Below are 13,267 nucleotides of genomic sequence, written 5' to 3'. Positions count from 1 at the left end.
TCCCTCTGCAAGAGCCGAAGCTGGCGCTTATGGCAACAGAAGTGCAACGGCCCAGTCCTAGGAGTCCTAGAAGCCAACCCAAGGAGGGCTCTTCTTCTCCCCCCTGGGCTGACCTCCCGCTGCAAAAGGGGCTTGGCCAACGGCTGCGGCAACACGTCAACCCCCTGCAGGCTCAGTACCAACAGCCTGCTTCCCCACCCCACTGGGAACGGGTGTATCGGCGGCTGGGACAGCCCTTTCACTTGGATATCGGCAGCGGGAGTGGGCGCTTTCTGCTGCGCCTGGCCCAGGAACAGCCCGACTGGAACTTTTTGGGCGTGGAGATTCGGCAGCCGCTGGTGGAGCGGGCCAATGCCTGGCGGGACGAGCTGGGGCTGGACAATGTCTATTTCCTGTTTGCCAACATCAACGTCTCCCTAAGGCATCTGTTTGCCCCTGGGGAGCTTAGCCGCGTCACCATTCAATTTCCGGATCCCTGGTTTAAAAAGCGCCATCACAAGCGGCGGATCGTCCAGCCCCAACTGGTGGCGGATCTGGCGCTGCTGCTGCAACCGGGCAGCCCTGTTTTCTTGCAGTCGGACGTGCAGGAAGTTGCCGAGGAGATGGTCGCTCGTTTCCTAGAGCATCCGCAGTTTTGGAATCCCTACCAGGGTCCCCTCGATGACAACCCCTTTGGCATTCCTACTGAGCGGGAGTGGCAGTGTCTGCAGTTGGGGCTGCCCATCTACCGTTATTGGCTAGAGCGACGCTGACTCCTTCAGTCGGCTGAGGCCAAGAGAAGCTAGGATATAAGCCGCTGGAGTTGCCGCCGTTGCTGCCATGTCTCCCTCTGAAGCCACGGCTTTTGTCGATCCCTTTTTCGGTTGGCTTTCTGTTCGCCGGGGGCTCCTCAACCTGCTCAGCTTGCTGGCTTTTGTCATTGTTGGGCTTTCGTTGGCCAGCAGTTGGTTCCAGCCGCCGCTGCAAACGAAGCTGGACCTGTTGCAAGTTGATCTTGCCCTGCAGGCTGCCCGCACCCTTGACGATCCTCGCTATCAGGATCTGGCCCGAGCTCTGCTGGATCAGGAGGTGTTCAAGGTAGCTAGCAGTCGCTACCAGCAGGTGGCCGACAACTACGCCGAGCGCCTACAGCGCCTGAAACGGGTGGCAGGGCTGGAGACGAGGGGCGAAGGGTCCACAGGGGATCCCGCTCTCCTCACGTCTGTCCAGGAGCTGCAGGCAGAGCTAGACGGGCTACGGCTGCGCCTGGGCTTGCTCTACGCTTACCAGGAGGATCTGGAGGCGGCCCACCGGCAGTGGCAGCAAGTGGTTGATCCCAGCCGTCCCTTCGAGTTGGAATCCCCGCAAAAGGAGGCGGCCCAGGTCTTGCAGGGGCTATGGGGAACGCCGCGGCGCATCCTGCCAGAGGCCGAGGTACATCTCCACAACCACCTGGACGGCTGGTTTGAGGCGGTGGCCCTGCAGCAGCTCTACCAGCTACAACAGCGCGGCGACAGCCTCAATGCCCTTAACCAGCAGCAGGAAAAATTAGCTCTGGCAGCTTTGTTCCGGCTGGCGGTGGTGGGCGGGATCCCCTTGCTGGGGGCGCTGCTGGGGCTGATCCTCCTAGTGGGCTGGCTGGGCTGGAGCTTCTGGCGCCAACGTTCTCTTGTGGGCTCCCCCTGGGAGGTGCCTTGGCCAGGGATCGGGGCGCAGGCAGTGCTGACGGGATGGTTCCTGGGGTTTCTTCTCCTCAACGCCTTGGTGCCTCGACTCTACACCACCCTCCTTGGCCTGGGAGCCCAGCAGCTTAGCCCTTGGCACCAAGGAGCGACCCTGTTTCTCACCTACAACTCTGGGGCTTTGCTGGGGGCAGGGCTATTGTCCTGGCTCCTACGTGCCTACCCAGGCTGGCAAAAAGTGCTGCAGGTGCGCCTAGGGGGTCCTTGGCTGCTTTGGGGCCTGTGCGGCTACGGGGCGGCCCTACCGCTGGTGGTGCTGGCGGCGGCGCTGTCGCAACTGCTGCTGCCGCAGGCGGGGGGCGGCAACCCCATTTTGCCGCTGCTTTTGGAGAGCCACGGCTGGGGGGCGCGGTTGCTATTTCTAGCTGTGGTCTCTGTCTGTGCCCCCGTTTTTGAGGAGGTGCTGTTTCGGGGTTTTTGGCTGCCGACGCTGGGCCGTTACCTGCCGATGGGGGCTGCCATTGCTCTAAGCGCCTTCACCTTTGCCGTTGCTCACCTCAACCTTGCCGATTTGCTGCCCTTGACCATGCTGGGGGTAGTGCTGGGGGTGGTGTACAGCCACAGCCGCAACCTGCTAGCCCCCATCCTGCTCCACAGCCTCTGGAACACGGGATCCCTGGTCACGCTGCTGGTGCTGGCGGGCGCTTCCTGAAGGGAGCTGAGCCTACTTTTTCTTGCCGAAGATGCCGAAGAGGCGGCTCCAGAAGCCACCGCTGTCTCCCTTGCGGGAGGGCGGCACCACTTTTTGGGGCTGGGAGGTCTGACGGCTAGCCGAGGAAACGGGAACCGGCTGCTGGGTGGTGACCTGCTGCAGCCAGCGGCGCACTTCGGCCATCAACTCGGCGTTGTTGGGTTCTAAGCGACTGGCCTGCAGAAAGTCAGCCTTGGCCATACCGGCGTTGCCCTGCTTCAGGTGGGCAATACCCCGGTGCAGATAGTAGCGGGCCACGTTGGGCTGGGCGCTGATGGCAAAGTTTAAGTACTGGATGGCAGCCCGGTACTGCTTGCGCTCGATCATGTCCAGCGCCTGCAGGAAGCGGGTCTCGGCAGGACTGGGTTGGGGAGGTGGAGGCGGGGCGGCAGGAGAAGGGGGCGGCGGAACTGGGGGGCTGGTCGGGATCCCGCCCAGGGGGGTGGTTTTGGCGGCAGGAGCTGGGCTTGCCTTGTAGCCAGCCTTGAGCAACAGATAGGCCAGGTTGAGCTCGCTCAGTTGCTCGGTTTTCTCCAGCAGGGTGGCCAGGGAGCTGTATTGCTCTTTGGCCAGCTTTTCCACCCGCTGGACATACTCTTCCTCCCAGTTGGGAGACTCGGCCAAACCTTTGACTGCCTCTCCCGTAGGCCAGAGATCTGCAGGCGGCGACTCCAGTAGCCGTTGGATGCGCAGCTTGAGCAGAGCCTCGTATTCCGACCGCTCCCGCTCTTTGGTCAGCACCTCGTTGGCCGGGTTGACCAGCTTGGCAAAGAGGACATTGGCCCGCTCTGCCCCTTCCGGATCCCCGACAAAGCGATCCGGATGCAGGGCCTTGGCCGCCTGCAGGTAGCCGCGCCGAATCCTCTTGGGGTCGGCGGTAAGGGGCACGCCCAGGATGGCAAAGTGGTCGGTCTCGTAACGGGCTAGCCCCCGGTCAATGCGGGGGACATCAGCGTTGGCTCCCATAGTTGCCACCTCTCCAAGATTTGCTGCAGAGTTCCATTTTCGGCCAGGGTTGCGATCGCCGCATCCACCGCTTCCTTCAAGGAAGGGTGCTGCGAGGATACCACTCCCACCAAAGGTATGGGGAAGAGAGGCGGCCCCACTAGGCGCAGCCGGGATCCCGCCTGCCGCAGGCCCAGGACAGCCACGGGCTGATCGACGAGCACTGCATCCAACTGGCCGGCCTGGAGCTGGGCAAACAGGCGCTCGGGGTTGCTGGTGGCAAAGAGCCGGATGGGGTTGCCCCGCCTCTCGTTGTAGGCTTCCAACAGCGCTGCTCCCGTACTATTGACTACAATGCCCACCTTGCGGCCAAAGAGCTGGGCCAGAGACTGGATAGGGGGCTCCCCTTGCCCAGGATCCCGCACCACCAAGCGCTGGGGGCTGAGGTAGTAGGGCCGGGTGGCGAGGAACTGCTGCGAATCCAGGCCCAGGCCTTCCCGCGCTCCCCAAATGAGATCCACCTCATCCGCCTGCAAGGCCGTCAACTGCTGGCTCCGGGGGATGTAGACAGGTTCAAGCCGCACCTCTAGCGTCTGGGCAATGGCCTCGAGGATCTCCCACTCAAAGCCGGCGTAGGTTTTTCGCCCCAGGTCGGTGTAGAGGTAGGCAGGGCCCAAGCTGGGATCCAGGCCAACCCGCAGACGGCCCCGCGCCCGAATTTGGGCCCAACGGGAGTCGGAACCCACGAGGGCGGCTGAGGCTGGCTTTTGGGCAGGCTGAGGATAGGCGGGGATCCCCAAGAGAAGCGCCAGGCCAAACCCTGCCGCCCAACAACAACGCCGGAGTCTTTTCCCGACTAAGTTGCCTCCCTTGCTTTGCAAAAGCGCCATGACTTGCTGGCCTTTACGTAGACTTTGACTTTAGCTGCTGCGCTCCCCAGGCCGGCGATTCCGCCGCAGGGGGAAGGAAACCGGCAGGGGGCTGACCTGGGCCAGTTCTTCTTGGAGAGCAGCATGGAGCCAGCCGTTGCTGGCCAGCAGGCGGCCACTGTACACATCTACCGGGCTGCCGTCGTAGGCGGTAACCTTGCCGCCGGCCTCTCGCACCAAGACAATCCCAGCGGCAATGTCCCAAGGGGAGAGACCCCGCTCCCAATAGCCGTCCAACTGGCCAGTGGCCACGTAGGCCAGGTCAAGGGCAGCCGATCCCCCTCGCCGCACTCCCTGGGTGAGGTGGGTGAAGTGGCAGAACTCAGCGTAGTTGTTGTCCGGAGTTTCCCGGCGGTCGTAGGCAAAGCCAGTAACCAGGAGACTGCGGGAGAGTTCGGTAGTAGAGGAGACGCGGATGGGTTTGCGGTTGCGGGTGGCTCCCATCCCTTGTACGGCGCGAAAGAGATCCCCCCGAAAGATGTCGCAGACCACCCCTAGCACCGGCTCCCGCCCCTCCAGCAGGCCAATAGAGACGGCAGCAAAGGGGTAGCCGTGGGCAAAGTTGGTGGTGCCATCTAAGGGATCGATCGCCCAGGTGTAGGTGCCTTCTGGGGATCCCTGCTGGCCCGATTCCTCCGTCAAGATCCCATCTTCGGGGAAGTGGCGCCTCAGGATCTTCAAGATGAGCTCCTCGGAAGCGCGGTCTGCTGCCGTCACCAAGTCCCCTGGACGTTTCTCCTCAATAGCCAGAGCTTTGTCCACGTACTCCCGCAGCAGTGCTGCCGCCTCCAGAGCCGCTTCTGTAGCCACATCCAACCGACGCAACAGAGCTTCCGTCACATCCGCACCTTAGGGTTATAAAGTAAGCTATAGACCTGCTACCCAGAATAGCCTGTCTGCTAGCAAGGCTTGCCGCTCCAAGCGGGCCCAGACAGCCAGAGAAAAGCTCTGCCTGATGCAAAATTTGGAGGAGGTGGGAACCTGCAAGTTGCGGGTTTTGTGAGTTGCCTGGAAAGCCTAGGTTGAATGAGGTGTACTTGAAGGTGGGAGAGGGAAAGCCGTTGCCATCGAACCTCAACGACTTTTTTACTGCGACTACAGCAGTGGGCGGAGCACAGCTGTCCGCTAGCCAGGAGTTGGAACTGGCAGAAGAGCTGTTCGAGCCAGTTCCCGAGCAGCCTCTGTCCTATCCGGAGTTCACCCTTTGTCTCTGTCATCCTGTGCGGCCCTGCAGCTACATCCTGCGGGGGGATATCTACACCATTGGCCGGGACCCTTCCAACACTATCCAGATTGTCAACCAGTTTGTCTCGCGCCGCCATGCTTACCTGGTGCGGGTGCCTACCCGGTCTAGCCGCACAGGGTTTACCTACTGTCTCATCGACGGCGACCGCCAAGGGCACTCCAGCACCAACGGCGTATTCGTCAACGGCAGCCGCGTGGCTACCCACTACCTGAGAAGTGGGGATGTCATTTACTTTGGGCCGGAGATCCGGGCCTACTTCTTCGAAGTGGTCCCCATCCCCCAGCTGCCCAGCCCTTCTGAGGTCGACTCTGGCCCTCTGGCAAATAGCTGCAGCTTCCCCGCGACCTAGGCGACCAAGGAACCGTTGACAGATTCAAAGCCACATCGCTATATTGAGCTAGCTAGGCAAGGTAAATTGGGGCATCGCCAAGTGGTAAGGCAGCGGGTTTTGGTCCCGCCATTCGGTGGTTCGAATCCATCTGCCCCAGCTTGAGTGAGTTTGCGTGGGAGAGGAAGCTGCTTCCCTCCCTTTTCTTCTGCCCCTTTGGAGGGAGGGTCTGCCTGTCGAAAAGCTCAGGGGATCCGCAATGGCCCAGCTGTGCCGCTCCTTGATGGTGGTGGGGACTGCTTCCCATGTGGGCAAGACCCTTTTGGTGGCTGCCCTCTGTCGCCTCCTGAAGAAGGCGGGGAAGAGGGTTTCCCCCTTCAAGGCCCAGAACATGTCGCTGAATGCCTATGTCACTGCCGAGGGCCACGAGATTGCCTACGCGCAGGCCCTGCAGGCCTGGGCCGCCGGGATCCCGCCCGCCGTGGAGATGAACCCGATTTTGCTCAAGCCCCAGGGCAACCTAACTTCCCAGGTGGTCCTCAACGGCGTGGCGGTGGACACCTGTTGTGCCAGTGAGTATTACGAGCGCTGGTTTGCGCCTGCCTGGGAGGCAGTGAAAACAGCTCTGGCTCGCCTGCAGCAGCAGTACGAGTGGATTGTCTGCGAGGGGGCGGGCAGTCCGGCAGAGGTCAACCTCAAGCAGCGGGATCTGGCCAACATGCGGGTGGCTTTGCATTTGGGATCCCCCACCTGGCTGGTGGCAGATATTGACCGAGGGGGGGCGCTAGCCCATGTGGTGGGCACCCTGCAGTTGCTGGAGCCAGAGGAACGGGCCCTGATCCGCGGCATTGTCATCAACAAGTTTCGCGGCGCGCGGGAGCTGCTGCAGCCTGGCCTTGATTGGCTGGAGAACTACACCGGGATCCCCGTGGTTGGAGTTCTGCCCTGGCTGGACTGGGCGCTGCCGCAGGAAGATTCGCTGGGCCTGGAGGCCGGCCCCCACCTCTGGGAAGTTCGCCGTCCCCGGCGGGGAGACCGGCTGGAGATTGCCGTGGTTCGCCTGCCCCAGGTGGCCAATTTCTCTGACTTCGACCCCTTGCTAGCAGAGCCCAGCGTCCATCTGCGCTGGGTTGGCCCTGGCCAGAGCCTGGGATCCCCCGATGTGGTCATCCTGCCCGGCAGCAAAACCACCCTCAAGGATCTGCTGGTGCTGCGCCAGAGTGGCCTAGCCGACCAACTGCGCCACTATTCCGGCCACATTGTTGGCATCTGCGGCGGGCTGCAGATGTTGGGACAAACCATCGCCGATCCCGAAGGCCGAGAGGGAGTTGCCGGCACCTACCCCGGGTTGGGCCTCCTGCCGCTGACCACCGTCTTGCAACCCACCAAGGTCACCCAGCAGGTGCAAACACAAAGCCGCTGGCCCGCCACCACCCCTGTCCAGGGGTATGAGATCCACCAAGGATCTACCCAGGCCAATTCCTCAGGCTGCCTGCCGATCTTTGAGCAAGAAGGCTTGGGTTGGCGGGATCCCACAGGCCGGGTCTGGGGCAGCTATCTACACGGCCTCTTCGACAACCACCGCTGGCGGCGGCAATGGCTAAACTGGCTGCGCCGACAAAAAGGCTGGGATCCCTTGCCAGAACTGGAGGGCCACTACGCCCAGCAGCGGGAAGAACTGCTGGATCGCCTGGCAGAAGCTTGGCGGCCTCATCTCGAGTGGCAGCAGCTTTTGGAATAGGGAGGGGCAATAGCCGAGGTCTGCGAGAATGGCTGTATTCTAGACAGGGATTTCCTTCCCCCTGGCCTATGCGGCTTCTGGTTACAGGCGGCGCAGGCTATATCGGCAGCCACACCTGTAAAGCCCTGGCGGCCCATGGCCACCTGCCGATTGCCTACGACAACCTGGTTTACGGCCACCCCTGGGCTGTTCGCTGGGGGCCCTTGGAAATTGGCGACATTGCCGACCGCCATCGGCTAGATCAAGTCATCCGGCAGTACCGTCCCGAAGGGGTAATTCACTTTGCCGCCTATGCCTACGTGGGCGAGTCGGTCAAGGATCCGGGCAAATACTACCGCAACAACGTGGCCGGATCCCTGACCTTGTTGGAGGCGATGCGGGATCACGGGATCCCCTACCTGGTGTTCTCCAGCACCTGTGCCACTTACGGCGTGCCGGAGCAGATCCCCATCCCGGAAACCCACCCTCAGCGCCCCATCAACCCCTACGGCCAGAGCAAACTCATGGTGGAGCAGATGCTGCGGGACTTCCAGCTTGCCTACGGGATCCAATCCGTTAGCCTGCGCTACTTCAATGCCGCTGGCGCCGATCCTGACGGCGAAATCGGCGAGGCCCATGACCCAGAAACCCACCTCATCCCCCTAGCCCTAGAAGTTGCCGCTGGCCAGCGCTCTCACCTAACCATCTTTGGGGATGACTACGATACCCCTGACGGTACCTGTATCCGCGACTTCATCCATGTTGCCGACCTGGCGCAAGCCCATGTCTTGGCCCTAGAGGCGCTGGCGGCTGGCAAGCCTCTGCAACCTGCTTACAACTTGGGCAATGGCCAAGGTTTTTCTGTCCGGGAGGTGATTGCCACAGCCGAGGCCGTGACCGGCAAGCAGATCCCTGTGCAAGTGGGGGCGCGCCGACCCGGGGATCCGCCGCGGTTGGTGGGCGACGCCACGGCCATTAGCCGTGACCTCAACTGGCGGCCTCGCTATACCAACTTGGCTGAGATCCTTCAAACTGCCTGGTGCTGGCAGCAGAAGCGGCCCTATTTTCAAAGACCACGTTGCTAGCGCTCCGTGCTACTCACTTCTGGCGGGGGGCAAAGGCGCTGAGGGTGTCCAGGTCGGTTTTGCCTTCTAGGATCAAGTCTCGCAGGATGGCGGCGCTAATGGGAGCCAGCAAGACCCCATTGCGATAGTGGCCAGTGGCAACGAGCAGATTGGCATAGCCAGGAGCCGGCCCTAGGATAGGAGCGCGCTGCCCTAGCGGTCGCGGCCGCTGGCCGGCCCAGTGCTCCAATAGCCTTGCTTCCGCCAAAGCTGGGCAAAGCCGGATGGCGCGGGTCAGCAGATCCTGAAGAGCCAGCAGGGTTGGCCCGGCGTGGGGGGGCTGAAATTCCACCGTTGCCCCCACCCACAGGGATCCATCCCCTAAAGGAACCAAGTTGAGATCCCCGTCAGCCACCACTGGTCCCCACGGGATCCCAGCAGCTTGAATCCGCAGAGCCTGGCCCTTAACAGCTTGCAGCGGCATCTGCAAGCCCAGCTCTTTGGCCAGAGCAGAGCTGCCCAGCCCAGCAGCGAGAACAACGTACCCCGCCGCCAAGGTGAGGGATGGGGTGTGAACCACCTCTACGCGAAAGGGGGGATCTGGGCTGCGCTGAAAGCTGTAAACCGGTTGGTGGAAGAAAAAGCGGGCTCCTCGGCGCTGAGCTGCCTCCAAAAGGGCCTGCGTGAAGAGCTTGGGGTGGATCTGGCGATCGTGGGGAGAGTAGATAGCCCCCGCCAGGTCGCTACGCAGGCCAGGCTGCAGGGATCTCACCTCCGCCGGACTCAGCCACTGGAGGTCATAGCCCGCCTGTTGACGAGCTGCCAGGGTCTCTTGCCAGGCTGCTACCTCCTCCTCCTGGAGGAGCCGGAGGATGCCGCGCCGATTGACGGGCAAGGTGCGACCCAAGTCTGCTTCCAGCCGAGCAATCAGGGGATCAAACTGCTCCAGGCTTTTTAGGCGCAACTCCACCACCTCCCCGCTGGGTTGGCGGCTGCAGACTCCCATCAACACCCCCAGCGACGCGCCGGTAGCCCCTGAGGCCGGCTCCCCAGCATCTATCCCAATGACTGATAGCCCTGCTGCCGCTAGCTCATAGGCGATGGCACAACCCACCACCCCGCAGCCAATGACCAACACGTCACAGTTCACGACTCCTCCTCGATCCTGCCGGGCGCGGTGATCTTGAACTGCTGGCTCCCGACTTCGCCTATGAACCGCTCCCCAATTGTGCTGGAGGTTTTTCTCAGTCTAGATGCCAGCGCTCGCCGTTTGTTCCCTCCGCTACTCCTCTACACTCAAAGAGGGAGCTGTTGAACTCTAGAGAATCTCGCGCTCTGCGATGGGCTATCGCCACCGGGATTGGTTGGCCTACTGGCTGCTCAAGTGGCTAGTAGTCAACCCGCTGTTTCGGGGACTGTATTTTGGCCGCACCTATGGGCAGGAAAACGTGCCTCGCCAGGGATCCCTCATTATCGTCAGCAACCATGCTAGCCACCTGGATCCGCCCTTGCTGGCCAACGCGGTGCGCCGCCCTGTAGCCTTCATGGCCAAAGAAGAGCTGTTCCGAGTGCCCGTGCTCAAGCAGGTGATCCGGTTCTACGGCGCCTATCCAGTAAAAAGAGGTGGGGCAGATCGCAGCGCCCTGCAGGCCACAGAGGCAGCTTTGGCCAAGGGATGGGCAGTAGGGATCTTTCTCAACGGCACCCGTACCCCCGATGGCCGCATTCCCCAGCCTCACCTGGGGGCAGCTTTGGTGGCAGCGCGCACCCAGACACCCCTGCTCCCTGTCGCCCTCTGGGGCACCGAGAAGGTGCTGCCCAAGGGATCCCGCTGGCCGCGTTTGTTTTGCCCCATCACCGTGCGCATCGGCAAGCTGATCCCCCCGCCAGTTTCTAGCGAGAAAGCTGAGCTGCAGCGGGTAACGGCAGCCTGTGTGGAGGCCATTCACCTCCTCCTGGATCAGGGGCGCTGAGGGGCAATCAGAGTAGCTTGGGCAACGAGGTACTCAGCCACCGGCTTCCCGCCCAGGATGTGCTCTTGCAGCACCCGCTCTATCACTGGCGGCGTGGCCGAGTGGTACCAAAACCCACCGGGGTACACCAGCAGCACGGGCCCGGGAACGCCATAGTTGCATGCCCGTAGGCAATTGGCCTTGGTGCGGTTGACGCGCAGAGAGCCAACGCCCGCCAGCTCTAGGTTCAACTGCTGAATCCGCAGCTTCAGGTATTCCCAGGCCTCCAGCCCCACCGCCTTTTCACAGCACTTGGGCTTGGTCTGGTCGGCGCAGAGAAATAGATGCCAATGGTAGGAGGGAATCGAAGCCGGCTGAGGCTCTGGAGAGACAGGGGAAAGCTGGGTCATGGGGGATTCTTACCACTGCGTCGCTAGATAATTAGGCGATGCCCTAGCCTGGAGGAAAGTACCTCTTGCCTACTTGGCAATGCTAGTCAACGCTCCCCAGCAGCGGTTGTTTCTAGCCCTTCTTCCTCCAGCAGACCTGCAGGAGCAGGTGACGGCAATCAAACAACAGTTTGCCGAGCAATTTGCCAGCCGAGCAGCCCTGCGCTCACCCCCTCACATCACCCTCGTGCCTCCTTTTGAGTGGCCCACCGCTGAGCTGACAGCCCTGACGGGGTCCCTGGAAGAATTTGCCAAAGAGCAGGCCCCAGTTACCGTTGAGCTGCATGGCTTTGGCGCTTTTGCGCCGCGGGTTATCTATATTCACGTTGAGCCCTCCTCAGAGCTGCAGCAGTTGCAGACTAGGGCCCAGCAGCACATGAGCCTTCTTCTCAGGCAGCAGGCCACAACACCTCCCCCTCGTCCTTTTGTGCCTCACATAACGGTAGCCTTTCGAGATCTCCGGCCAGACCAGTTCCGCGCTGCCTGGCCACTCTTCCAGAATCGTCCCTTCCAGGGATCCTTCCTCGCCTCTGCCCTCACTCTCCTCGTCCACGACGGCAAGCGCTGGCAAGTTTTTGCCGAATTTCCCCTTTCTGCCGCTAAGGGATGAGGACTGGTCAACTACTCTACCCAGCGAGCAGCCATGTATTCAGCCAGATCCAGCACTCGCTGCGAGTAGCCCCACTCGTTGTCGTACCAGGCCATGACCTTAACCAGATCCCCCTCCAGGACGCTGGTCAGCTCTGCATCCACAATGGCGGAGCAACTGTGGCCCTGGTAGTCGATAGAAACCAAGGGAACGTCTGAGTAGGCGATGATCCCTTTCATGGTCGTTTCCGAGGCTTCCTTCAGGGCGGCGTTGACCTCCTCGGCAATTACTTGGCGCTCTGTTTGCACCACCAAATCCACCAAAGAGACATTGGGCGTGGGAACCCGTACCGCCACCCCGTTGAGCTTGCCTTTCAATTCAGGAATCACCAGCGCCACCGCCTTGGCTGCCCCCGTCGTAGTTGGCACCATGCTCAGCGCTGCTGCCCGCGCCCGCCGCAAATCGCGGTGGCCTCCATCCAGAATGCGCTGGTCGCCCGTGTAGCTGTGGGTGGTGGTCATGGTAGCCCGCCGCACACCGAACTTGTCCAGCAGCACTTTGAGAATCGGGGCAAGGCAGTTGGTGGTGCAGCTAGCGTTGCTGACAATGTTGTGCCGCACCGGGTCGTAGGTGTGCTGGTTAACACCATAGACAAAGGTAGGGATGTCACTTCCCTTAGCTGGGGCAGTGATCACCACCTTTTTGGCTCCCGCCTCCAGGTGTTTGGAGGCCCCCTGGTAGTCCAAGAAAACGCCGGTGGCCTCGATTACAAGATCCACCTTCCACTCTTTCCAGGGGAGGTTGCTGGGGTTGCGCTCGGAAACGGCATGGATGTGCTTGCCGTTAATTAGCAAACCACCCTCGCTAGCCTCCACTTCCACTCCTTGTAGGGTTCCAAGGATGGAGTCGTACTTGAGCAAATGGGCAGCCGTGCGAGCGTCTGAAGTGTCGTTGATGGCAACAATATCGACATTGGACTGCGGACGACTTAGCCAACAGCGCAAAAAGTTGCGACCAATACGACCAAATCCGTTGATGGCTACCCTAACCACTGCCTTGACCTCGCTGCTTCCAATTGTTCGGGGGCTGCTTAGCCCATGATACCGCAAGCCCTGAACATTCTGAATCTGAAGATGAAGTTCAGGCTCTGGCGAGCTTGGCGCTCCTCAATTGCGTGGGTAGGGGGCAGACTGCCGGCTGCTACGGCAAGCAGACCCCTTGCCTGTAGCTAGGCTCAAAGACTGCAACGGCTCCGAGGTACCTAGCTTTTGGTTGCATCAGCGGGATAGATTCCTTCTTGGGGCAAGCTGTCTTGGGGGCATGGCAAAGAGTTTTGAGGATCCCTTGCTTCCCCATTGGTAGCTGCTTCGGCTTCCGCCAGGGCTTGCAAAGCCAGCAAGATCTCCTCTTCTCGGCGGGTATAGGTCTCCTCGTCGATCTCCCCTAGATCAAGCTGGATCTGCAAAGCTGTAAGCTCTTTCTGGAGGTTTTCCCTGCTGTCAAGTTGCGCCTCGGCCCGCTCGCGAATCTGCTCCGCTAGCCATAGCAAGCCCTGCGCTGGCCACGTCAACAACTGCCAAACCATCCTTGCTTTCCTGGTAAGGACAGGTCGATTCTACTCAACGCAGATCCT

Annotated in this window: 14 protein-coding genes and 1 tRNA gene; 8 read left to right on the top strand and 7 right to left on the bottom strand. The window is 61.4% G+C overall.

The window, feature by feature from the left end; translation table 11 throughout:
• The first annotated feature begins 29 nt into the window (after window positions 1-29).
• Both trmB and NW806_RS07805 read left to right on the top strand, forming a co-directional pair.
• On the top strand, window positions 30-752 hold the full coding sequence (trmB, locus tag NW806_RS07810) for a tRNA (guanosine(46)-N7)-methyltransferase TrmB (RefSeq protein ID WP_414410652.1): 723 nt from the start codon (window positions 30-32) through the stop codon (window positions 750-752).
• A 67-nt stretch (window positions 753-819) separates the two neighbouring features.
• Window positions 820-2,373: a lysostaphin resistance A-like protein gene (locus NW806_RS07805; protein ID WP_414410651.1), complete on the top strand. Its 1,554-nt coding sequence runs from the start codon at window positions 820-822 to the stop codon at window positions 2,371-2,373.
• 12 nt (window positions 2,374-2,385) lie between these two features.
• Here the strand turns inward: NW806_RS07805 and NW806_RS07800 are convergent, their stop codons facing one another.
• The 3 genes from NW806_RS07800 to NW806_RS07790 are packed head-to-tail and all read right to left on the bottom strand — an operon-like array spanning window position 2,386 to window position 5,126.
• Window positions 2,386-3,378, bottom strand: a complete 993-nt coding sequence (locus NW806_RS07800) for a DnaJ domain-containing protein (RefSeq protein WP_414410650.1) — start codon at window positions 3,376-3,378, stop codon at window positions 2,386-2,388.
• Entirely contained in the window at window positions 3,336-4,247 is a 912-nt protein-coding gene (locus NW806_RS07795) for an ABC transporter substrate-binding protein (protein ID WP_414410649.1), read from the bottom strand. The genes NW806_RS07800 and NW806_RS07795 overlap by 43 nt, the downstream gene beginning before the upstream one ends.
• Window positions 4,248-4,277: 30 nt before the next feature.
• On the bottom strand, window positions 4,278-5,126 hold the full coding sequence (locus tag NW806_RS07790) for an inositol monophosphatase family protein (RefSeq protein ID WP_414410648.1): 849 nt from the start codon (window positions 5,124-5,126) through the stop codon (window positions 4,278-4,280).
• A gap of 263 nt (window positions 5,127-5,389) precedes the next feature.
• Between NW806_RS07790 and NW806_RS07785 the strand changes: the two genes are divergently transcribed.
• The 4 genes from NW806_RS07785 to galE all read left to right on the top strand — a co-directional run bounded on the left by NW806_RS07785 (window position 5,390) and on the right by galE (window position 8,665).
• The gene (locus NW806_RS07785) at window positions 5,390-5,881 is read left to right on the top strand and encodes an FHA domain-containing protein (RefSeq protein ID WP_414410647.1); all 492 of its coding nucleotides are present in this window, start codon (window positions 5,390-5,392) and stop codon (window positions 5,879-5,881) included.
• 67 nt (window positions 5,882-5,948) lie between these two features.
• Window positions 5,949-6,020: transfer RNA gene (locus NW806_RS07780), tRNA-Gln, on the top strand.
• 99 nt (window positions 6,021-6,119) lie between these two features.
• Window positions 6,120-7,601, top strand: coding sequence for a cobyric acid synthase (locus NW806_RS07775; RefSeq protein WP_414410646.1), 1,482 nt, complete (start codon window positions 6,120-6,122; stop codon window positions 7,599-7,601).
• A gap of 68 nt (window positions 7,602-7,669) precedes the next feature.
• Window positions 7,670-8,665: a UDP-glucose 4-epimerase GalE gene (gene galE, locus NW806_RS07770; RefSeq protein ID WP_414410645.1), complete on the top strand. Its 996-nt coding sequence runs from the start codon at window positions 7,670-7,672 to the stop codon at window positions 8,663-8,665.
• 13 nt (window positions 8,666-8,678) lie between these two features.
• Here galE and NW806_RS07765 read toward each other — a convergent pair whose 3' ends face one another.
• Window positions 8,679-9,794 carry an NAD(P)/FAD-dependent oxidoreductase gene (locus NW806_RS07765; protein WP_414410644.1) on the bottom strand — a complete coding sequence of 372 codons (1,116 nt, stop codon included), beginning with the start codon at window positions 9,792-9,794 and terminating at the stop codon, window positions 8,679-8,681.
• Between the two features lie 190 nt (window positions 9,795-9,984).
• On the opposite strand from NW806_RS07765, the gene NW806_RS07760 reads away from it, so the two are divergent.
• Window positions 9,985-10,617 (top strand): lysophospholipid acyltransferase family protein, encoded by a 633-nt coding sequence (locus tag NW806_RS07760; RefSeq protein ID WP_414410643.1) that lies wholly within the window; start codon window positions 9,985-9,987, stop codon window positions 10,615-10,617.
• Here NW806_RS07760 and NW806_RS07755 read toward each other — a convergent pair.
• Entirely contained in the window at window positions 10,605-11,006 is a 402-nt protein-coding gene (locus NW806_RS07755; protein ID WP_414410642.1) for a (2Fe-2S) ferredoxin domain-containing protein, read from the bottom strand. The genes NW806_RS07760 and NW806_RS07755 overlap by 13 nt on opposite strands.
• 79 nt (window positions 11,007-11,085) lie before the next feature.
• Here NW806_RS07755 and NW806_RS07750 point away from each other — a divergent pair, with 79 nt between their 5' ends.
• Complete coding sequence (locus NW806_RS07750) at window positions 11,086-11,655, top strand: 2'-5' RNA ligase family protein (RefSeq protein ID WP_414410641.1); 570 nt, start codon at window positions 11,086-11,088, stop codon at window positions 11,653-11,655.
• Window positions 11,656-11,666: 11 nt separating this feature from the next.
• Here NW806_RS07750 and gap read toward each other — a convergent pair whose 3' ends face one another.
• Window positions 11,667-12,686: a type I glyceraldehyde-3-phosphate dehydrogenase gene (gene gap / locus NW806_RS07745; RefSeq protein ID WP_414410640.1), complete on the bottom strand. Its 1,020-nt coding sequence runs from the start codon at window positions 12,684-12,686 to the stop codon at window positions 11,667-11,669.
• A gap of 209 nt (window positions 12,687-12,895) precedes the next feature.
• The gene (locus tag NW806_RS07740) at window positions 12,896-13,219 is read right to left on the bottom strand and encodes a gas vesicle protein GvpG (protein WP_414404922.1); all 324 of its coding nucleotides are present in this window, start codon (window positions 13,217-13,219) and stop codon (window positions 12,896-12,898) included.
• Window positions 13,220-13,267 lie beyond the last annotated feature (48 nt).

The sequence above is a fragment of the Synechococcus sp. W65.1 genome, from assembly GCF_047461615.1.
In the GTDB taxonomy this organism is placed as follows: Bacteria; Cyanobacteriota; Cyanobacteriia; order Thermostichales; family Thermostichaceae; genus Thermostichus.
Note: the sequence above shows the minus strand (reverse complement) of the source record. Positions and strands in the feature narration are given on the sequence as shown.

Bases quoted from the DNA above. Each gene is read 5' to 3' on its own strand.
- trmB (WP_414410652.1), top strand. From the start codon at position 30: ATGGCAACAGAAGTGCAACGGCCCAGTCCTAGGAGTCCTAGAAGCCAA.
- NW806_RS07805 (WP_414410651.1), top strand. From the start codon at position 820: ATGTCTCCCTCTGAAGCCACGGCTTTTGTCGATCCCTTTTTCGGTTGG.
- NW806_RS07800 (WP_414410650.1), bottom strand. From the start codon at position 3,378: ATGGGAGCCAACGCTGATGTCCCCCGCATTGACCGGGGGCTAGCCCGT.
- NW806_RS07795 (WP_414410649.1), bottom strand. From the start codon at position 4,247: ATGGCGCTTTTGCAAAGCAAGGGAGGCAACTTAGTCGGGAAAAGACTC.
- NW806_RS07775 (WP_414410646.1), top strand. From the start codon at position 6,120: ATGGCCCAGCTGTGCCGCTCCTTGATGGTGGTGGGGACTGCTTCCCAT.
- galE (WP_414410645.1), top strand. From the start codon at position 7,670: ATGCGGCTTCTGGTTACAGGCGGCGCAGGCTATATCGGCAGCCACACC.
- NW806_RS07760 (WP_414410643.1), top strand. From the start codon at position 9,985: ATGGGCTATCGCCACCGGGATTGGTTGGCCTACTGGCTGCTCAAGTGG.
- NW806_RS07755 (WP_414410642.1), bottom strand. From the start codon at position 11,006: ATGACCCAGCTTTCCCCTGTCTCTCCAGAGCCTCAGCCGGCTTCGATT.
- NW806_RS07750 (WP_414410641.1), top strand. From the start codon at position 11,086: ATGCTAGTCAACGCTCCCCAGCAGCGGTTGTTTCTAGCCCTTCTTCCT.
- NW806_RS07740 (WP_414404922.1), bottom strand. From the start codon at position 13,219: ATGGTTTGGCAGTTGTTGACGTGGCCAGCGCAGGGCTTGCTATGGCTA.